This window comes from Pseudoduganella buxea (assembly GCF_009720835.1).
Lineage (GTDB): Bacteria > Pseudomonadota > Gammaproteobacteria > Burkholderiales > Burkholderiaceae_D > Rugamonas > Rugamonas buxea.
Genome location: NZ_WNKZ01000013.1, coordinates 1 through 18,009 on the forward strand (window position 1 = coordinate 1; position 18,009 = coordinate 18,009).

The window sequence follows — 18,009 nt, forward strand, 5'->3', positions numbered from 1 at the left end:
CGCAGCCACCAGCCTGGCGCGCCTGCTGCGCGGGGCGGGCCGTGGTGGCGAAGGCGCCAGGCTGCTCGCGCCCGTGCTGGAGCGCTGCACGGAAGGGCAGGGCACGCGCGACGTGGCCGCCGCCCACGTCTTGCTGGCGGCGCTGTAAGCGCTTCCTTCCAGCTTGCAATCCCCCATTCGAGTACTGTCGCGGCCGGCCCACAGCGTGTGACCACACTTCATTCCGCCAGTTCCCGCCTGTTCCACTCTGCCATCGCTGGCCATAGAGAAACTTCCCATGCGTAAGGTAAATGCATAAGTTCATGCAATAAAAAAACTTGTCTATTCCTTAATATCGGCGAAAGGCTCGTGCAATACTGATATCGCCTGCCGGGTCCGCTCATCAGGCCAGTGATTTTTCCTCTCCACTCTCAAAAGGACTCGCGATGAACTTCAACAAGCTCCTCCGTGCAACGCTGACGATCTGCGCCTTGAGCGCCGGGCTGATCGGCAACGCCAGGGCGGATTTCCACATCGACCGCGGCGACACGACGGGTGCACCCACGCTCGACGTCGGCGCCATCTTCATCGATGCCGGCAGCGCCGTTCCCTACGATGCCTTGAGCTTCGAAGTGACGGCCGCCGGCACCTGGCAGTTCCTTGCCATTGCCGGGTTTGATAGCGCTATCTTCCTGTATGAGGGCGCCTTTGACCCGGCCGCGCCGACGGACCACCTGCTGCGTGTGAACAACGACCTGCTGTCACCGGACACGTCTGGCTTCGTCCATTTCCTTGTGCCGACAGTGCAGTACACGGTCGTCGTGGCAGGCCTGACCGACAGCGATTTCGGCCAGTACAGCCTGACCATCGGCGGGCCCGGCAGCGTGCAGGTCAGCGCCGTGCCGGAGCCGTCCACGTGGCTGATGCTGGCCGGCGGCCTGACCGCCGTCGCCTTCGCCCGCCGCCGCCGCGCCGCGCGCTGATCCGCCCCCACTATCGAAAGGAAATGCCATGACCATTCAAGCACTGTTCCGTTCCGCCCTGGCTGCGTGCGCCCTGTTCGCCGGCCTGTCCGGCAATGCCGGCGCCATCGAATTCTTCACCCATGTGGGGGACAGCACGGGCAAGCCGACCTGGGACGTCGACGCCGGCTTCAACGCGCCGGGCACCGTCGTGCCCTATGATGCCTTCGATTTCCATGTCGACCAGGACGGCAGCTACAAGTTCCTCGAGGCGGCCCGCTTCGACAGCATGATCATCCTGTACGCGGGCGGCTTCGATGCCGCCGACCCGCAGCACAACCTGGTGCGCTTCAACGACGACATCCTGACGCCGAACACGTCCGGTTTCGTCGCCAGCCTGGCGGCCGGCGTGCAGTACACCTTTGTCGTGACGGGCTTTAACGACTCGGAATACGGCGCCTACAGCTTCACCATCGGCGGCCCGGGCCATGTCATCCCGGGGCCGCTGGCCGTGGTGGCCGTGCCCGAGCCATCGACGTGGCTGATGCTGGGTGGTGGCCTGCTGGCGGTGGGGGTGGCGCGCCGCCGCAAGGCCGTGCAGGCCTAGTCGCCGAGGAGCAGGCTCAGCGCGCGGTGGCGAAGAAAGCCGACGGCGTGCAGCCGAACGTCTTGCGGAACATCTGCGAAAAGGCCGACTGGTTGGCATAGCCCAGCTGCTCGGCCACGTGGGCCAGCGGCATGCCGCGCGCGATCAGCGGCGCCGCGTGGGCCAGCCGCACCTGCTGGCGCCACTGGCCGAAACTCATGCCCAGCTCGCGCTCGAACAGGCGCGCCAGGGTGCGCTCGGAGGCGCCGACCCGGCCGGCCCAGCCGGCCAAGGTGTGGGCCGCGCCCGGCGCGTCGATGACGCCCGCGCACAAGGTGGCCAGGCGCTTGTCGCGCGGCAGCGGCACGCGGATGGGGCGGGTGGCGCAGCGGCTCATTTCGTCCAGGATCAGGTTTGCCACCAGGTCGGCCCGGGGCGAGGGCGTGCCGGCCGGCAGCTGCTCCAGCGCGGCCAGCAGTTCGCGCAGCAGGCTCGACACGTCCAGCACGCGGCAGTCGTGGCCGGGGAAGGGATTGCGTGCGGCCAGGATGCGCAAGGGGCGCAGCCGGGCCTGTTCCAGCACCGTGACGGCATGGTCGACGCCTGGCGCGATCCACACGGCGCGCGACGGCGGCACGATCCACGTGCTGTCGGCCGCCGTCACGCGCAGCACGCCGTCGAGGGCGTAGGTCAGCTGGCCCCACGGGTGGCGGTGCGGCGGCAGGTTCTGCGCCGTATCCAGGTCGCGCCCGCACATCGTCACGGGCAGCAGGGCGGTAGGGTTGTTGCCGTCGGACAGGGGGGCGGTGTGGCGGACGATGGCGACGCTCATGGCAGGAATTCGATAAAGATTGTCTCCCCATCTTAAAACAGACGCGGGCCTTTTGCCTACACTGGCGTTTTGCAAAGGATTCCTCATGAGCACAGCGCCCGCAAGTACGCTGCGCCAGGACGCCAGGGTCATTGCCCTGGTCGGCCTGGCGCACGGGACTTCGCACTTCTACCACCTGATCCTGGCGGCCCTGTTTCCGTGGCTGAAGAGCGAGTTCGGCCTCAGCTACGCGCAGCTGGGCCTGTTGATGACGGTGTTCTTCGTCGTCTCCGGCGTCGGCCAGGCGCTGGCCGGCTTCGTGGTGGACCGGGTCGGCGCCCGCCGCGTGCTGTTCTTCGGCATGACGATGCTGGGCGTGTCGGCCCTGGTGCTGTCGCTGGCGCACAGCTACGCGGCGCTGATGGGCGGCGCGCTGCTGGCCGGCGTCGGCAACAGCATCTTCCACCCGGCCGACTACACCTTGCTGAACCAGCGCGTGTCGCGCGAGCGCCTGGCGCACGGCTTTTCCGTGCACGGCATCAGCGGCAATATCGGCTGGGCCGCCGCGCCCCTGTTCATGACGACGGTGGCGGCCCTGGCCAGCTGGCGCACGGCGCTGGCCTGCGCAGCCGTTCTGCCGTTCGCCGTGCTGGCCATCCTGGTGGCCAACCGCGCCGCGCTGCGGCCCGATCCCCCGGTGACGGCGGCTCCCGGCGGCGCGGGCGGCGGTACCTTGGGCTTCCTGCGCCTGCCCACCGTGTGGCTGTGCTTTGCCTTCTTCTTCCTGACGGCCGTCGCGCTGGGCGGCATCCAGGCCTTTGCCGCCCTCGGCCTGGAGCAGCTGTACGGCATCTCGCGCGAGCTGGCGACGGGCTCGTACACGGCCTATATGCTCGCATCCGCCCTGGGCATGGTGGCCGGCGGCTTCCTCGGCGCCGGGGCTGGTGCCCGCCACCACGACCGCACCGTGGCGCTGGCGTTCGCGCTGGCCGCCGTGCTGGCCCTGGTGCTGGGCGGCGCCTTCCTGCCCGGCTGGATGGCGTTGCCGCTGATGGCGCTGATCGGCTTCTGCTCGGGCGTGGCGGGGCCGTCGCGAGACCTGATGATCCGCGCGGCCGCACCGGCCAATGCCACGGGCCGCGTCTACGGCGTCGTGTATTCCGGCCTGGATACGGGCCTGTCCATCGGTCCGCTGCTGTTCGGCGCCGTGATGGACGCCGGCCACCCCGGCTGGGTGTTCGCCGGCGTGGCCCTGTTCCAGGTGCTGGCCATCGGCACGGCCATCGGCGTGGGCGGCAGCACGCGCGCCGTGCAGTTGAAAGGCAGCGCCGCCGCCAACTGATGGGTCGCGGGGCCGCCACAGGGGATTGATGCAACCTGGAATGAATGCGTTTGCGCAAACCGATGCCCCGCCTGCCGGGGCATTATTTTTATCAAAGCCGTGTTTCATGGGGCGCAAATGGCATTCCACGATTTGAAATGCGCTCTGAGCTCAGCAGCGCGAAAATTCCCGAAAGAAGAAATTGTTTTCCGCATCATGAAATATGCAAGGCAAGTCCTTGAAAGACATGACGAATTATTTGCTTATATGTCTTATACAAGACCAGCAACGCGCGGGCTGGCTGCGGTTAAGATAGTTGCAACGGCGAGCGTATTTTTTTCGCATTCCACAGGAGGGCAGCATGGCAACTCGTGAACAGCAGGCAGCGGCACTGCGGCAGGATTGGGCAAGCAATCCCCGCTGGCAGGGCATCCGGCGCGGCTACGGCGCCGAGGACGTGGTGCGCCTGCGCGGATCGCTGCCGGTCGAGCACACGATCGCCCGGCGCGGCGCCGAGAAGCTGTGGGAGCTCGTCAATAACGAACCCTTCGTCAATGCGCTGGGCGCGCTGACGGGCAACCAGGCCCTGCAGCAGGTGAAGGCGGGCCTGAAGGCCATCTACCTGTCCGGCTGGCAGGTGGCGGGCGACGCCAACGTGGCCGGCGAAATGTATCCGGACCAGTCGCTGTACCCGGCCAACTCCGTGCCGCTGGTCGTCAAGCGCATCAACAACACCTTGCAGCGGGCCGACCAGATCCAGTGGGCCGAGGGCCGGGACGACATCGACTTCTTCGCGCCCATCGTGGCCGACGCGGAAGCGGGCTTCGGCGGCGTGCTGAATGCCTTCGAGCTGATGAAGGCCATGATCGAGGCGGGCGCGGCCGGCGTGCATTTCGAGGACCAGCTGGCCTCGGCCAAGAAATGCGGCCATATGGGTGGCAAGGTGCTCGTGCCGACCCGCGAGGCGGTGGAAAAACTGTCGGCGGCGCGTCTGGCGGCCGACGTGATGGGCACGTCGACCCTCGTGATCGCCCGCACGGATGCGGAAGCGGCCGACCTGTTGACGTCCGACGTGGACGACAACGACAAGCCCTTCTGCACGGGCGAGCGTACCGTGGAAGGCTTCTACCGGGTGCGCCCCGGCATCGACCAGGCCGTCGCCCGCGCGCTGGCCTATGCGCCCCATGCCGACCTGGTGTGGTGCGAGACGGGCAAGCCGGACCTGGCCTTCGCCAAGCGCTTCGCCGAAGCCGTTCACGCGCGATTCCCCGGCAAGCTGCTGGCCTATAACTGCTCGCCGTCGTTCAACTGGAAGAAGAACCTGGACGACGCCACCATCGCCCGCTTCCAGCGCGAGCTGGGCGCGATGGGCTACAAGTTCCAGTTCATCACCCTGGCCGGCTTCCACTCGCTGAACTACGGCATGTTCAACCTGGCCCACGGCTATGCGCGCCGGCAGATGTCGGCCTTCGTCGAGCTGCAGGAGGCCGAATTCGCCGCGGCCGACCGGGGCTTCACGGCCGTCAAGCACCAGCGCGAAGTGGGCACGGGCTACTTCGACGCCGTCACGCAGGTGGTGCAGCAGGGCGAGAGCTCGACCACGGCGCTGCGCGGCTCCACCGAGGACGCGCAGTTCTTCGATCAAAAAGTCGCCTAAACGGCGACCAGTGCATGCGCGGCGGCCCGAACCTGGCCGCCGAAAAGAAAGCCGCGGCCAGAAGCCGCGGCTTTTTGCTGTCCGGTTTTTGGTCCGTTCCAGGTTCTCTGGGATAATGGCGGCTTGAATCACCGAAAAGAAGACCATGTTCAGTTACCGCCACGCCTTCCATGCCGGCAATCACGCCGATGTCCTGAAGCACTTCGTCCAGATCCAGCTGCTGCAATACCTGAACCAGAAAGACGTTGCCTACAGCTACATCGACACCCATGCCGGCGCCGGCGTGTATTCGCTCGACAGCCCCCAGGCCACCAAGAACGCGGAATTCGACACGGGCATCGGCCCCCTGTGGGAGCGCACCGACCTGCCGCCCGCACTGGCCGAATACGTCAACCTGGTGAAGGCGATGAACCCCAGCGGCAAGATGCGCTACTACCCCGGCTCGCCGTACTGCGCCGAACAGGTGGCGCGCGAAATGGACCGGCTGCGCCTGTTCGAGCTGCACCCGGCCGACGTGCGGCTGCTGGACGAGAACTTCCGCAAGCTCGAAGCGCACCAGGCCGCGCAGGGCCACCGTCCCACGACACGGGGCAAGCGCGTCATCGTCAACAAGGCCGACGGCTTCCTGGGCGTGCGCGCGCTGCTGCCGCCGCCGTCGCGCCGCGCCCTGGTGCTGTGCGATCCGCCGTACGAGGACAAGCAGGACTATAAAAAGGTGGCCGACATGCTGGGCGATGCGCTCAAGCGCTTCCCCACGGGCATGTATGCGATCTGGTATCCCGTGCTGCAGCGTATCGAGGCGCGCAATTTCGCCGAGAAGCTCAAGCGCCTGCCGGCCGCCAGCTGGATCGACGTGACGTTGACGGTGTCCACGCCCGGTCCGGACGGCTTCGGCCTGCACAGCAGCGGCATGTTCATCCTGAACCCGCCGTACACCCTGCTGCCGACCCTGAAGGAAGTGATGCCCTACCTGGTGCGCGTGCTGGGGCGCGACAAGGGCGCCACGTACACGCTGGAAAGTGGCGACGCCACCACACCGACGAAGCGCGATGCGCGGCTTGCCAGCCCAAGGAAGCCTAAAAGTGCATTAAAAGAGGATTAAAGGCGCCATAAAGGAATTGCCAGGATTGCCACGGCACGGTACGCTTGCAAGATTGTACTAAAAGTGTATCCGGTAAATAATCCAACAGCAGGTAAAACAGCAGGTGCGTCTGATGACTCTGGCAGCAAGTCCGGCAGCGGCCATCCCCATGCCTTTCGCCAATAATTTTTTCCTGGCGCGGCAACCCATCCTGAACCGCAACCAGCGGCTCGTCGCCTACGAGCTGCTGTATCGCAACGCCGAAAGCGGTGATGCCCAGTTCACCGACGGTACGGCCGCGACGGCCTCCGTCATCGCCCATGCTTCCGAGCTGGGCATGGAGCAGGTGGTCGGGGACCAGCTGGCCTATGTCAATGTCGACACGGAAGGGCTGATGAGCGACTTCATCCGCTTCCTGCCGAACGACAAGGTCATCCTGGAAGTGCTGGAAACGGTCGAGCCCACGCCGGACGTGCTGGCGCGGCTGGTGGAATTGCGCGCGGCCGGCTTCAAGTTCGCGCTGGACGATGTGGCGGGCACGTCGGAAAGCCTGACGAAGCTGCGCCCGCTGATGGACATCATCAAGATCGATATCCGGCAGATGGCGCCGGCCGCCCTGGCGACGTTGACGCGTTCGCTGAAAAGCCCGCACCAGAAGCTGCTGGCCGAGAAGGTGGAAACGCACGAGGAATTCCGCCAGTGCATGGACCTGGGCTTCGAGTACTTCCAGGGCTATTATTTTGCCCGCCCCGTCATCCTGTCGGGCAAGAAGATCGCCCCGTCCCAGCTGGCCATCATGCACCTGCTGGACCTGCTCAACGGCGATGCCGACCAGCGCGATATCGAACGCAGCGTCAAGCTCGACCCCCTGATCACCCTGAACCTGCTGCGCTTGGTCAATACGCCGGCCGTCGGCGCGCGCTTCCGCATCAATTCCGTGTCGCACGCGCTGATCGTACTGGGCCGACGCCAGTTGCAGCGCTGGCTGCAGATCCTGCTGTATGTGAAAGGCCATCAATACGATTCGCCGCTGCTGCAGCTGGCCACGACGCGGGGCAAGACGATGGAGCTGCTGCTGGAAAGGCTGCAGCCGGGCGAGCGCATCAGCGCCGACATCGGCTTCACGGTGGGCATCATGTCGCTGATGGACACCCTGTTTTCCGTCGCCATGTCGGAAATCCTCGGCAGCGTCAATGTCGTCGAGGAAGTACGCGAGGCACTGCTGCACCGGACCGGGACCTACGGCGAGACACTCAAGCTGATCGAGATGATCGAGCGGGCCCAGGAAGGCCCCGAACTGACGGCGCTGCTGCACAGGCTGAAGCTGTCGCCGTCGGAACTGTACGCCTGCCAGCTGGCGGCGTACGAGTGGGTCAACGAGTACCGGCTGGCCATTGCCGAGCCGGTTCGCCGCTGACGCGAACCGGCGTCAAGCCAGCAGTAAAAACACCGTCGGTTTCTTGTGGAAGTCCGGCCCCTGGCCGGCGGCCAGCGCGGCCTGCCATTGGGCCGCCGTGCGCGTGCGGATGGTTTCCGTGGCCAGGCTGATGTCCGTTGCCACGCAGATCAGGGTGCCGCCCTGGCAGCTTGCCGCCAGCGCTTCGAGCAGCTGGCCATTGCGGTATGGCGTCTCGATAAAGAGCTGGGTCTGCTTTTCCTGGCGCGAGCGGGTTTCCAGTTCGCGCAGGCGCTTCGTGCGGGCGGCCGCGTCCGTCGGCAGGTAGCCGTTGAAGGCGAAGCTTTGGCCGTTCAGGCCGCTTGCCATCACGGCCAGCAGCAGCGACGACGGGCCCACCAGCGGGCGCACGGGAATCGCCTTGACATGGGCCAGGCGCACCAGGTCGGCGCCGGGATCGGCCACGGCCGGCACGCCCGCCTCGGACAGCAGGCCGACGTCGTGGCCGTCCAGCAGCGGCGCCAGCAGGCCCGCCAGCGCATCGGCCTTCGTGTTCACATTCAGTTCGGCGATGGCGATTTCCTGCAGCGGCGCGGCCAGCGGGTGGCTGGCGTTGACGAGCTTCAGGAAGGCCCGCGCCGTCTTCGCGTTTTCGGCGACGAAATGGGTCAGTTGCGCGGTAAGCGCTTGCACGTGGGTGGGGATGACGTGGTCCAGCGAGACGGTCTCGCCCAAGGTGTTCGGAATCAGGTAAAGCGTGCCTGGCATGGTGGTTTCTTGTTATGGGTGAGTGAAGAAGGGGACGCCGGCGCGGCGCAGCATGCCCGTCAGCGCAATCAGGGGCAGGCCCGTCAGCGCTGTCGGGTCGGTCGAATCGATGCGGTCCAGGATGGCGATGCCCAGCCCCTCGTTTTTCGCGCTGCCGGCGCAATCGTAGGGCTGCTCGATGCGCAGGTAGGCGTCCAGTTCGGCGTCGGGCAGGTCGCGGAAGGCGACGACGGTCCTGATGTCCTGCACGTCGCAACTGCCGTTGCGTCCGTCCCATAGGCACAGGGCCGTATGGAACACCACGTCGCGCCCCCGCATCGACTGCAGTTGCGCCAGCGCGGCGGCGTGGTGGCCCGGCTTGCCGATCTGGCGGCCGTCCAGCGTGGCGACCTGGTCCGAGCCGATGACGAGGCTGCCCGGGTGGCGCGCGGCCACGGCGGCGGCCTTGGCGCGGGCCAGGCGCAGCGCCGTGGCGGCAGGGCTTTCGCCGGGCAACGGCGATTCGTCGATATCGGGCACGTCGACCGTGAACGGCAGGTGCAGGCGCGCCAGCAGTTCGCGGCGGTAGGCGGAACTGCTGGCAAGGATCAGTGCGGGAAGAGCGGCAGGGGTGGGGGTGTCAGGCGTTGGGCTCATGGAAAGTTTTTTGTGGCGAGGCGCCACGAATTGTTATATGCTTTGTGCGCCGTAGGGTTCGCGCATGGGATGGCGACTCGTAACTCCCGGCCGCAACCTTTCCCGATGGGGCGCAGATGGGGCTCAAGCCTCACGCAAACTTTTGACGTGGCGCCGAAAACCCTGTTATTATCGCAGGTTTTCCAGGGAAATTTTAGTCCATGACTGCACAAGTTGCTTCGGTGATCGACGCCTTTGAATTCTGTCGGACCAACAGCACCCGCGAAGGCGTGACGCCCGTGGCGGAGATGGCACGGCTGGTGCGCGACTGCGCCGATGCCTCCGGTAGCATCAGCTGGCATGCCGAAGGCGGCACCAGCAAGCATGGCTTCCCGCAGATGCAGATGGCCGTGGCCGGTACCGTGCAATTGACCTGCCAGCGCTGCCTGAACCCGTTCGCGTACGAGATCGACTCCGCGACGACGCTGCTGCTGGGAGAAAGCGATGCCCACGCCGACGAGATCGAAGAGATCGTCGACGACGAGACGATCGACGTCATCGTCGGCACCCGCTCGATGAACCTGATGGACCTGATTGAAGACGAGGCCCTGCTGGCCTTGCCGCAAGCACCGAAGCACGATGTCTGCCCCGATACGGCGCTGCTCGATTCGGTCAAGGGCGAAAAGAAATCCCCGTTCGACGCCCTGCGCGAACTCAAGAAACCATAAGTTTTGCAGTACCCGCTTCTGCGAGGAAGCGTTTTGAAGAACGTGCCAGGCGCGCTGCGAGTATTGGCATGTTGTAGTAGAGCAGCAGGCATTTAGCACCATGCAGTTTCGGCAAGCGATTGCCGCTGGGATACTCGATTTGCATCTATTTGCCGGTCGATTGTGTTAAAATTTTAGAACTTAAGTATTAGGAGTCATCATGGCAGTTCAGCAGAATAAAAAATCCCCATCGAAGCGCGGCATGCACCGTTCGCACGATTTCCTGGTTGCGCCAAACCTGGCCGTCGAGCCAACCACCGGCGAAACGCACCTGCGTCACCACATCAGCCCTAACGGCTTCTACCGTGGTCGCAAAGTGCTGAAGACCAAGAACGACGAGTAATCGACGTTTTTGTTCGGCAAAGACCCGAAGCGGTGCAACGCAGTGTATCTGACGTGGCACCGCTTTTTCGTTTCCCCCGCCGCAAAATTCTGCGCGGCGTGCAACTGAATACCGCAGGCTCTGACAACCCCGTCGGAATTGCTTCTTGCCCGCAATGACAATCAAAATCTCAATCGACTGCATGGGCGGAGACCACGGCCCTTCGGTCACCATCCCCGCCGCAATTTCCTTTCTTAAACGCCAACCCGACGCCGAGCTGACACTGGTCGGCCTGGAAGACGTCATCCATGCCGGGCTGAAGAAGCTCCATGCGCAAGACCATCCCCGCGTGACGGTGCACCATGCCTCCGAGCAGGTGACGATGGACGACCCCCTCGAAGTGGCGCTGCGCCGCAAGAAGGATTCGTCGATGCGCGTGGCGATCGAACAGGTCAAGGACGGCAAGGCCCAGGCCTGCGTCTCGGCCGGCAACACGGGCGCCCTGATGGCCGTGTCGCGCTACGTATTGAAAACCATGCCGGGCGTGGACCGGCCCGCCATCTGCACCATCATGCCGAACCAGAAGGACGGCCCGACCTACCTGATGGACCTGGGCGCGAACGTCGACTGCGAACCGCACCACCTGCACCAGTTCGCCATCATGGGTTCCGTGCTGGTGCATGCGATGGAAGGCATCGCCAGGCCCACGATCGGCCTGCTCAATGTGGGCACCGAGGACATCAAGGGCAACGAAGTGGTCAAGGCCACGTCGCAGCTGCTGCGCGAGGACCATGAGCGGGGCAAGCTGAACTTCCACGGCAATGTGGAGGGCAACGACATCTTCAAGGGCACCACCGACGTCGTCATCTGCGACGGCTTCACGGGCAACGTGATGCTCAAGGCCATCGAAGGCCTGGCGCGCTATTTCAAGATGGTGCTGACGGCCGAATTCAAGCGCGGCCCGCTGACGATGCTCGGTGCGCTGATCGCGAAAAGCGCACTGACGCGCATCGGCAGGCGCCTCAATCCTTCGCGCTACAACGGCGCCAGCCTGCTGGGCCTGCGCGGCCTCGTGTTCAAGAGCCATGGCGGCGCCGATGCCGAAGCTTTCGAGTGGGCCATCCGGAGGGCGTATGATGCTGCCAAAAACGACGTGCAACAGCAGCTGGCGGACATGATCGCCGAGCTGATGCCGCGCGAACCACAACCGAACGCAACGAATATCGGATGAGACTGCATGACTTTGTACAGCAAAATTATCGGTACCGGCAGCTACCTGCCTGAGCGGCGGGTCACCAACGCCGACCTGACGGCCCAACTGGCGGCCAAGGGCATCGAAACGTCGGACGAGTGGATCTCGTCCCGCAGCGGCATCACGGCACGCCATTACGCGGCGCCGGAACAGGTGTCGTCCGACCTGGGCGTGCAGGCGGCCCGGCGGGCCCTGGAAATGGCCGGCCTCGCGCCGAACGATATCGACCTGATCATCGTCGCCAGCTCGACGCCGGATTTCCTCGGCAGCTTCCCCAGCACGGCCTGCATCGTCCAGCGCAAGCTGGGCATGACCAACACGAGCGCCGCCGTCGACGTCCAGGCCGTCTGCAGCGGCTTCGTGTATGCCGTCGCCTCGGCCGACAGCTTCATCAAGTCCGGCATGCACAAGAACGTGCTCGTGATCGGCACCGAAGTATTCTCGCGCATCCTCAATTTCGAGGACCGCACCACCTGCGTGCTGTTCGGCGACGGCGCCGGCGCCATCGTCATGACGGCGGCCCGGGAGCCGGGCATCCTGGCCTGCAAGCTGCACGCCGACGGCCGCCATGCGGACATCCTGTCCGTGCCGGGGAACGTGGCCGGTGGTGCCGTGGCCGGCAGCGCCTTCCTGTACATGGACGGCCAGGCCGTGTTCAAGCTGGCCGTCACCGTGCTGGAGCAGGTGGCCAACGAAGCGCTGGACAAGGCCGGCATGACGCCGGACCAGATCGACTGGCTGATCCCGCACCAGGCCAATATCCGCATCATGAAGGGCACGGCCAAGAAGCTGGGCCTGCCGCTGGAAAAGATGGTCGTCACCGTCGACCAGCACGGCAACACGTCGGCCGCGTCGATTCCCCTGGCGCTGGACGTCGCCGTGCGCGACGGCCGCGTCAAGCCGGGCGACGTCGTCATGATGGAAGGTGTCGGTGGCGGGTTCACCTGGGGCGCTGTGCTGGCGCGTATGTAATTGACGACAGCCATGAACACACGTCTTGCTGCCGCTCAGAAGTGCGCACGGAGTTAGGTTCGATCGTAACGAAGGTGTACAATGCGCGCCGTTTTAGAATTAGTGTTCTACAAGCCAGCCTGAGCCGTGCCGGCGCCGGCGCGGTAGTCTTGCGGCGGCTGCAAGGCCGTGTTGGCTAACCAATAACGAGAACGAAGATGAGCAAATTTGCATTTGTATTTCCCGGCCAGGGTTCCCAGGCCGTCGCCATGCTGGAAGGCTTTGCCGGCAACCCGGTGGTGGCGCAGACGGTCGCCGAGGCGTCCGACGCGCTGCAGTTCGACCTGGGCAAGCTGATTGCCGAAGGTCCGAAGGAAGACCTGGACCTGACCACCAACACGCAGCCGGCCATGCTGACGGCCGCCGTGGCCGTGTACCGCGCGTGGATCGCCGCGGGCGGCCCCGTTCCGTCCGTCGTTGCCGGCCACAGCCTCGGTGAATACTCGGCCCTGGTGGCCGCCGGCGTGATTCCGTTCAAGGATGCCGTGCCGCTGGTGCGCTTCCGCGCCCAGGCCATGCAGGAAGCCGTGCCGGTAGGGCAGGGCACGATGGCCGTCGTGCTGGGCCTGTCCGACGAGGACGTGCGCGCCGCCTGCGCCGAAGCGCAGGCCGCCGCGCCGGGAGAGGTGGTCGAGGCCGTCAACTTCAACGCGCCGGCCCAGGTCGTCATCGCCGGCCACACGGCCGCCGTCGACAAGGCCTGCGAGATCGCCAAGGCCAAGGGCGCCAAGCGTGCCATGAAACTGCCCGTGTCGGCGCCGTTCCATTCCTCGCTGCTGAAACCTGCGTCGGACCGCCTGCGCGACTACATGGCGAACCTGCATTTCAATGCGCCCCAGATCGACCTGATCAACAACGTCGACGTGGCCGTGCTGCGCGACCGGGCCAGCATCAAGGATGCGCTGGTGCGCCAGGCCGCCAGCCCCGTGCGCTGGGTCGAGACGATGCAGCAGGTGGCCGCCCAGGGCATCACGCAGGTGATCGAATGCGGTCCCGGCAAGGTGCTGATGGGCCTGGCCAAGCGCATCGACGCGAACCTGGCGGGCGACGCCATCGTCGACCAGGCCTCGCTGGAACGCGTACTGGCCACGCTGCAGTAAACTGCGCGATCCGAACCTGCACGATCGCATACTCCACATAGAAGGGATGCTCCAATGAATCTGTCCAATCAAGTTGCCCTCGTCACGGGCGCCTCGCGCGGTATCGGCAAGGCCATCGCCCAGGAACTGGCGCGCCAGGGTGCCCGCGTGGTCGGCACCGCCACCACCGAATCGGGCGCCGAGGCCATTTCCGCCTATCTGGCCGAGATCGGTCCCGAAGCCGGCAAGGGCATCGTGCTGAACGTCACCGATGCCGAGCGCTGCGCCGCCGTCATCGACGAAGTGGGCAAGGCCTTCGGCGCCATCGGCATCCTCGTCAACAACGCCGGCATCACGGCCGACCAGCTGGCCATGCGCATGAAGGACGAGGAGTGGGACAAGGTCATCCTGACCAACCTGACCGCCGTCGGCCGCCTGTCGCGCGCCGTCCTGCGCGGCATGATGAAGGCCAAGGCCGGGCGTATCATCAACATCACGTCCGTCGTGGCCTCGTCCGGCAATCCGGGCCAGATGAACTACGCGGCGGCCAAGGCCGGCGTCGAAGGCATGAGCCGCGCACTGGCACGCGAGATCGGCAGCCGCAATATCACCGTCAACTGCATCGCGCCCGGTTTCATCGACACCGACATGACCAAGGCGCTGGGCGAAGAGCAGCATGCGGCGCTGCTGACGCAGATTCCGCTGGGCCGCCTGGGCAAGCCGGAAGATATTGCCGCGGCCTGCGCCTTCCTCGCATCGCCGCAGGCGGCCTACATCACGGGCACCACCCTGCACGTGAACGGCGGGATGTACATGGGGTAAAGAACGAATAAGGAATGGCGGGGTGCACACGGTGTTTTAGCCGCATGTTCCCGTCTTTTACTAGTGATTTCGGTTAAGCTGAGTTCAGAAGCCGAAATTAGTTTTTCAGCGCGCAAACCTGATAAAATGCGCGCTTTCCGTAACATACATAATGGAGCCATAACATGTCCGATATCGAACAACGCGTAAAGAAGATCGTCGCTGAACAACTGGGCGTCGCCGAAGCAGACATCAAGAACGAATCGTCCTTCGTCGATGACCTGGGCGCCGATTCCCTCGACACCGTTGAGCTGGTAATGGCACTGGAAGACGAGTTCGAAATGGAAATCCCTGACGAACAAGCTGAAAAGATCACCACCGTTCAGCAGGCCATCGACTACGCAACGAACCACGTCAAGGCCTAAGCTTTACGCTGCACCCGATCGACTCCAGGAGAATCGCTTGAGTTCCAAAAACCGTCGTGTGGTGGTTACCGGCCTCGGTTGCGTGTCCCCGATCGGCAATACGATTGCCGAAGCGTGGAGCGCAGTTACCGAGGGTAAGTCCGGTATCGCCAACATCACCAAGTTTGATGCCAGTGCGTTCTCGACCCGCTTTGCCGGCGAGGTCAAGAACTTCAACGTCGAGCAGTACCTCGACGCCAAGGAAGCCCGCCATATGGATACCTTCATCCATTACGGCATGGCTGCGGGCATCCAGGCGATCCAGGATTCCGGTCTGGTCGTCACCGAAGAGAACGCCGACCGCATCGGCGTGATCATCGGTTCGGGCATCGGCGGCCTGCCGATGATCGAACAACAGAAGGAAGATTACGACAAGCGCGGTCCGCGCCGTATTTCCCCGTTCTTCGTGCCGGCGTCGATCATCAACATGATCTCCGGTAACCTGTCGATCAAATACGGCATGCGTGGTCCGAACCTGGCCATCGTCACCGCCTGCACGACCGGGCTGCACAGCATCGGTGCGGCGGCCCGCCTGATCGAATACGGCGATGCCGACGCCATGGTCGCCGGCGGTGCCGAATCGACCGTGTCGCCGCTGGGCCTGGGCGGCTTCGCCACGGCGCGGGCGCTGTCCTCGCGCAACGACGATCCGGCTACCGCGTCCCGTCCATGGGATACGGACCGCGACGGCTTCGTGCTGGGCGAGGGCGCCGGCGTCATGGTGCTGGAAGAATACGAGCATGCGAAGGCGCGCGGCGCCAAGATCTACGCCGAGCTGCACGGCTTCGGCATGAGCGCGGATGCCTACCACATGACGTCGCCGCTGGAAGACGGCAGCGGCGGCAGCAAGTCGGCCATCGCGGCGTTGAAGAACGCCGGCATCAACCCGGACCAGGTGCAGTACGTCAATGCCCACGGCACCTCGACGCCGCAGGGCGACGTGGCCGAAGTGACGGGCATCAAGCGCACCTTCGGCGAGCACGCGAAGAACATGGTGGTCAGCTCGACCAAGTCGATGACCGGTCACCTGCTGGGTGGCGCGGGCGGCCTGGAAGCCGTGTTCACCGTGCTGGCGATCCACCACCAGGTGGCGCCGCCCACCATCAACCTGTTCAACCAGGACCCGGCATGCGACCTGGACTTCTGCGCCAATGTCGCCCGTCCGATGGCGATCCAGTATGCCGTCAAGAATTCGTTCGGCTTCGGCGGAACGAACGGCAGCCTCGTGTTCGGCAAAATTTAATGTAAAGTTTGTTGAACTTCTTCGGCCTGCTCCGGTCTCACCGGAGTGAGCGCTGAGAGGTTGCGGTGATATCGGGGCGCGGCAGCAATGTCGCGCCTTTCTGCTTTTGGCCCGGAGCATGTCCGCCCAGGCCGTCAACCCAGGTCATCCTTCCCGTCGCCGGCACGGCACCGCCCCGTCATCGGCGCGCCCGTGTCCCATGCACGCCCGGCAGCCGCCGGCGCTCCCCGTTGCCCGTCCCGTTGCGTGCTTCATTGCGTGTGCCATTGCGTCGTCGATCCGGGGAAATCATGTCCATTGCCGTGTCCGCGTTGATCCGTCCCTCGCCGGCGCTGCGCAGGCTGCACGCGCTCGCCTGCGGCGCCGCGCTGCTGGCCGGCGCCGTGCTGGAAGGGCCCGTCCTGCAGGCTTTTGTGCTGTCCGGGGCAGCGTGGGCGGCATGCCGGCCACGGTGCCAAGTCAAGCCGGCGCGCATTGATATTTCGGGTGTCGGCCAGGTCAGGCTGGCGGTATACCGGAAGGAAGAGGTCGCACAGCAGTGGGCGGGGCAGGTGGTGCGGCTGATGCCCGGGTCGACATTGTGGCCCGGCCTGTTGCTGTTGCGGCTGCGGCCCGAGGCGGGCCCGGCGTGCTGGCTGGCAGTGCTGCCGGACAGCGTCGCGCCGGACGAGCGAAGACGGCTGGCACTGGCGCTGCGTGCGGTCGCGGCCCGGGCCTAGCCTGCGGCACCGCGGCAAGCGGGTGCAAGCAAGCGACGAAAAAAATCCGCGAAACCCCTGAACCAATTGCAGCAGGCTAACTCTATAGCTTAGGAGTGCCCGTTCTGCAGGCCACCGAGGGCAGATGGTGTGACAACAGACCGTGAGAGCGATCAGCTGCTGGTCGAACGAGTCCAGGCAGGCGAGCGGCAGGCATTCGACTTGCTCGTATCGAAGTATCAGCGCAGGCTGATGCGATTGGTGTCGCGCATCGTGCATGACTCGGCCGAAGCGGAAGACGTGGTGCAGGAAAGCTTTATCAAGGCCTTCCGCGCGCTGCGCTTCTTCCGCGGCGACTCCGCGTTCTACACATGGCTGTACCGGATCGGCATCAACACGGCCAAGAACTACCTGGTGACGCAGCGGCGCCGCGCGCCCACGTCCACCGATACCGATGCCGAGGGAGCCGAAGCCTACGACGAAGGGGAGGGGCTCAGGGATATCAACACGCCCGAGTCCATGTTGGCGAGCAAGCAGATCGCGGAAACGGTGAACGCCGCCATGGAGGCCTTGCCGGCCGACCTGCGCACGGCCATCATCCTGCGCGAGATCGAGGGACTGAGCTACGAAGAGATTTCCGACATCATGACCTGTCCCATCGGCACCGTGCGCAGTCGCATTTTCCGGGCCCGCGAAGTGATCGCGGACAAGCTGCGGCCGCTGCTCGATGCACCGATTGACAAGCGCTGGTAAGCGTTCAACACTGACGGTTCGGTGCCTGTAATTCCTGATTAACACTTGGCGGCAACCATGAAAACTTCGACCCGGCTGCAGGAGAATATTTCAGCAATGGTGGATGGCGAACTGCCGGCCTGCGACGTCGAGCTGACGATGGCCGCCATGGCCGACCCGGACGGCCAGGCCCGATGGCGCACCTACCAGCTGATCGGCGAAATCCTGCGCGCCGATGCCGCCGCCGCCGAGCCCGGGCCCGACTTCGCCAGCCGGCTGGCTGCCCGGCTGGCTTCCCGCCTCGCGCTGGAAGAGCTGCCTGTCCGCGGGCAGGAGGGCGTGAAGGCCTGAAGGTCTTTTTCCGCCGCGCAGGCTGGCGATTCGGGATTGGGATTCTGCCGTGTCAACGGTTCACCCAAAACCACGAGGCGGGGTCGGACCGGAGCAGACCCGGGGCCTGTCCC

General features: G+C 65.0%; 22 protein-coding genes. 18 read left to right on the plus strand and 4 right to left on the minus strand.

Going from position 1 to position 18,009, the window contains the following annotated elements; genetic code table 11:
- The first annotated feature begins 425 nt into the window (after positions 1-425).
- A complete protein-coding gene (locus GM672_RS06940; protein ID WP_155469807.1) occupies positions 426-962 on the plus strand; it encodes a PEP-CTERM sorting domain-containing protein in 537 nt (178 codons plus the stop codon).
- Between the two features lie 28 nt (positions 963-990).
- On the plus strand, positions 991-1,548 hold the full coding sequence (locus tag GM672_RS06945; protein WP_155469808.1) for a PEP-CTERM sorting domain-containing protein: 558 nt from the start codon (positions 991-993) through the stop codon (positions 1,546-1,548).
- A gap of 16 nt (positions 1,549-1,564) precedes the next feature.
- On the opposite strand, the gene GM672_RS06950 is transcribed toward GM672_RS06945, so the two are convergent.
- Entirely contained in the window at positions 1,565-2,359 is a 795-nt protein-coding gene (locus GM672_RS06950; RefSeq protein ID WP_155469809.1) for a helix-turn-helix transcriptional regulator, read from the minus strand.
- Positions 2,360-2,444: 85 nt separating this feature from the next.
- Here GM672_RS06950 and GM672_RS06955 point away from each other — a divergent pair, with 85 nt between their 5' ends.
- From GM672_RS06955 to GM672_RS06975, 5 genes are all read left to right on the plus strand, one after another.
- Positions 2,445-3,680, plus strand: coding sequence for an MFS transporter (locus GM672_RS06955; RefSeq protein ID WP_155469810.1), 1,236 nt, complete (start codon positions 2,445-2,447; stop codon positions 3,678-3,680).
- A 117-nt stretch (positions 3,681-3,797) separates the two neighbouring features.
- Positions 3,798-4,034, plus strand: a complete 237-nt coding sequence (locus GM672_RS06960) for a hypothetical protein (RefSeq protein WP_155469811.1) — start codon at positions 3,798-3,800, stop codon at positions 4,032-4,034.
- Positions 4,021-5,316 (plus strand): isocitrate lyase, encoded by a 1,296-nt coding sequence (gene aceA / locus GM672_RS06965; protein WP_155469812.1) that lies wholly within the window; start codon positions 4,021-4,023, stop codon positions 5,314-5,316. The genes GM672_RS06960 and aceA overlap by 14 nt, the downstream gene beginning before the upstream one ends.
- A 145-nt stretch (positions 5,317-5,461) precedes the next feature.
- Positions 5,462-6,418 (plus strand): 23S rRNA (adenine(2030)-N(6))-methyltransferase RlmJ, encoded by a 957-nt coding sequence (locus GM672_RS06970; protein ID WP_155469813.1) that lies wholly within the window; start codon positions 5,462-5,464, stop codon positions 6,416-6,418.
- Between the two features lie 112 nt (positions 6,419-6,530).
- Positions 6,531-7,814: an EAL and HDOD domain-containing protein gene (locus GM672_RS06975; RefSeq protein WP_155469814.1), complete on the plus strand. Its 1,284-nt coding sequence runs from the start codon at positions 6,531-6,533 to the stop codon at positions 7,812-7,814.
- Positions 7,815-7,826: 12 nt separating this feature from the next.
- On the opposite strand, the gene GM672_RS06980 is transcribed toward GM672_RS06975, so the two are convergent.
- Together GM672_RS06980 and GM672_RS06985 are read right to left on the minus strand one after the other, a co-directional pair.
- Complete coding sequence (locus tag GM672_RS06980) at positions 7,827-8,561, minus strand: SAM-dependent methyltransferase (RefSeq protein WP_155469815.1); 735 nt, start codon at positions 8,559-8,561, stop codon at positions 7,827-7,829.
- 12 nt (positions 8,562-8,573) lie between these two features.
- A complete protein-coding gene (locus GM672_RS06985; protein WP_155469816.1) occupies positions 8,574-9,197 on the minus strand; it encodes a Maf family nucleotide pyrophosphatase in 624 nt (207 codons plus the stop codon).
- A 200-nt stretch (positions 9,198-9,397) separates the two neighbouring features.
- On the opposite strand from GM672_RS06985, the gene GM672_RS06990 reads away from it, so the two are divergent.
- Complete coding sequence (locus GM672_RS06990) at positions 9,398-9,904, plus strand: YceD family protein (RefSeq protein ID WP_155469817.1); 507 nt, start codon at positions 9,398-9,400, stop codon at positions 9,902-9,904.
- Here GM672_RS06990 and GM672_RS06995 read toward each other — a convergent pair.
- Positions 9,891-10,049 carry a hypothetical protein gene (locus GM672_RS06995; protein ID WP_155469818.1) on the minus strand — a complete coding sequence of 53 codons (159 nt, stop codon included), beginning with the start codon at positions 10,047-10,049 and terminating at the stop codon, positions 9,891-9,893. The genes GM672_RS06990 and GM672_RS06995 overlap by 14 nt on opposite strands.
- 54 nt (positions 10,050-10,103) lie before the next feature.
- Here GM672_RS06995 and rpmF point away from each other — a divergent pair, with 54 nt between their 5' ends.
- From rpmF to GM672_RS07045, 10 genes are all read left to right on the plus strand, one after another.
- A complete protein-coding gene (gene rpmF / locus GM672_RS07000; RefSeq protein ID WP_028104096.1) occupies positions 10,104-10,286 on the plus strand; it encodes a 50S ribosomal protein L32 in 183 nt (60 codons plus the stop codon).
- Positions 10,287-10,440: 154 nt separating this feature from the next.
- Positions 10,441-11,496 carry a phosphate acyltransferase PlsX gene (plsX, locus tag GM672_RS07005; protein WP_155469819.1) on the plus strand — a complete coding sequence of 352 codons (1,056 nt, stop codon included), beginning with the start codon at positions 10,441-10,443 and terminating at the stop codon, positions 11,494-11,496.
- A gap of 6 nt (positions 11,497-11,502) precedes the next feature.
- Entirely contained in the window at positions 11,503-12,489 is a 987-nt protein-coding gene (locus tag GM672_RS07010; RefSeq protein ID WP_155469820.1) for a beta-ketoacyl-ACP synthase III, read from the plus strand.
- Positions 12,490-12,686: 197 nt separating this feature from the next.
- The gene (gene fabD, locus GM672_RS07015) at positions 12,687-13,628 is read left to right on the plus strand and encodes an ACP S-malonyltransferase (protein ID WP_155469821.1); all 942 of its coding nucleotides are present in this window, start codon (positions 12,687-12,689) and stop codon (positions 13,626-13,628) included.
- A 54-nt stretch (positions 13,629-13,682) separates the two neighbouring features.
- Positions 13,683-14,429: a 3-oxoacyl-ACP reductase FabG gene (gene fabG / locus GM672_RS07020; RefSeq protein WP_155469822.1), complete on the plus strand. Its 747-nt coding sequence runs from the start codon at positions 13,683-13,685 to the stop codon at positions 14,427-14,429.
- 164 nt (positions 14,430-14,593) lie between these two features.
- A complete protein-coding gene (gene acpP, locus GM672_RS07025; protein ID WP_130188465.1) occupies positions 14,594-14,833 on the plus strand; it encodes an acyl carrier protein in 240 nt (79 codons plus the stop codon).
- Positions 14,834-14,870: 37 nt separating this feature from the next.
- On the plus strand, positions 14,871-16,115 hold the full coding sequence (gene fabF, locus GM672_RS07030; protein ID WP_155469823.1) for a beta-ketoacyl-ACP synthase II: 1,245 nt from the start codon (positions 14,871-14,873) through the stop codon (positions 16,113-16,115).
- A 290-nt stretch (positions 16,116-16,405) separates the two neighbouring features.
- Complete coding sequence (locus GM672_RS07035) at positions 16,406-16,834, plus strand: protein YgfX (RefSeq protein ID WP_155469824.1); 429 nt, start codon at positions 16,406-16,408, stop codon at positions 16,832-16,834.
- 129 nt (positions 16,835-16,963) lie between these two features.
- Positions 16,964-17,566: an RNA polymerase sigma factor RpoE gene (gene rpoE, locus GM672_RS07040; RefSeq protein ID WP_170299960.1), complete on the plus strand. Its 603-nt coding sequence runs from the start codon at positions 16,964-16,966 to the stop codon at positions 17,564-17,566.
- Positions 17,567-17,623: 57 nt separating this feature from the next.
- The gene (locus GM672_RS07045; protein ID WP_155469825.1) at positions 17,624-17,896 is read left to right on the plus strand and encodes a sigma-E factor negative regulatory protein; all 273 of its coding nucleotides are present in this window, start codon (positions 17,624-17,626) and stop codon (positions 17,894-17,896) included.
- The last annotated feature ends 113 nt before the right edge of the window (positions 17,897-18,009 follow it).

Bases quoted from the DNA above. Each gene is read 5' to 3' on its own strand.
- GM672_RS06940 (WP_155469807.1), top strand. From the start codon at position 426: ATGAACTTCAACAAGCTCCTCCGTGCAACGCTGACGATCTGCGCCTTG.
- GM672_RS06945 (WP_155469808.1), top strand. From the start codon at position 991: ATGACCATTCAAGCACTGTTCCGTTCCGCCCTGGCTGCGTGCGCCCTG.
- GM672_RS06950 (WP_155469809.1), bottom strand. From the start codon at position 2,359: ATGAGCGTCGCCATCGTCCGCCACACCGCCCCCCTGTCCGACGGCAAC.
- GM672_RS06955 (WP_155469810.1), top strand. From the start codon at position 2,445: ATGAGCACAGCGCCCGCAAGTACGCTGCGCCAGGACGCCAGGGTCATT.
- GM672_RS06960 (WP_155469811.1), top strand. From the start codon at position 3,798: ATGGCATTCCACGATTTGAAATGCGCTCTGAGCTCAGCAGCGCGAAAA.
- aceA (WP_155469812.1), top strand. From the start codon at position 4,021: ATGGCAACTCGTGAACAGCAGGCAGCGGCACTGCGGCAGGATTGGGCA.
- GM672_RS06970 (WP_155469813.1), top strand. From the start codon at position 5,462: ATGTTCAGTTACCGCCACGCCTTCCATGCCGGCAATCACGCCGATGTC.
- GM672_RS06975 (WP_155469814.1), top strand. From the start codon at position 6,531: ATGACTCTGGCAGCAAGTCCGGCAGCGGCCATCCCCATGCCTTTCGCC.
- GM672_RS06980 (WP_155469815.1), bottom strand. From the start codon at position 8,561: ATGCCAGGCACGCTTTACCTGATTCCGAACACCTTGGGCGAGACCGTC.
- GM672_RS06985 (WP_155469816.1), bottom strand. From the start codon at position 9,197: ATGAGCCCAACGCCTGACACCCCCACCCCTGCCGCTCTTCCCGCACTG.
- GM672_RS06990 (WP_155469817.1), top strand. From the start codon at position 9,398: ATGACTGCACAAGTTGCTTCGGTGATCGACGCCTTTGAATTCTGTCGG.
- GM672_RS06995 (WP_155469818.1), bottom strand. From the start codon at position 10,049: ATGCAAATCGAGTATCCCAGCGGCAATCGCTTGCCGAAACTGCATGGT.
- rpmF (WP_028104096.1), top strand. From the start codon at position 10,104: ATGGCAGTTCAGCAGAATAAAAAATCCCCATCGAAGCGCGGCATGCAC.
- plsX (WP_155469819.1), top strand. From the start codon at position 10,441: ATGACAATCAAAATCTCAATCGACTGCATGGGCGGAGACCACGGCCCT.
- GM672_RS07010 (WP_155469820.1), top strand. From the start codon at position 11,503: ATGACTTTGTACAGCAAAATTATCGGTACCGGCAGCTACCTGCCTGAG.
- fabD (WP_155469821.1), top strand. From the start codon at position 12,687: ATGAGCAAATTTGCATTTGTATTTCCCGGCCAGGGTTCCCAGGCCGTC.
- fabG (WP_155469822.1), top strand. From the start codon at position 13,683: ATGAATCTGTCCAATCAAGTTGCCCTCGTCACGGGCGCCTCGCGCGGT.
- acpP (WP_130188465.1), top strand. From the start codon at position 14,594: ATGTCCGATATCGAACAACGCGTAAAGAAGATCGTCGCTGAACAACTG.
- GM672_RS07035 (WP_155469824.1), top strand. From the start codon at position 16,406: ATGTCCATTGCCGTGTCCGCGTTGATCCGTCCCTCGCCGGCGCTGCGC.
- GM672_RS07045 (WP_155469825.1), top strand. From the start codon at position 17,624: ATGAAAACTTCGACCCGGCTGCAGGAGAATATTTCAGCAATGGTGGAT.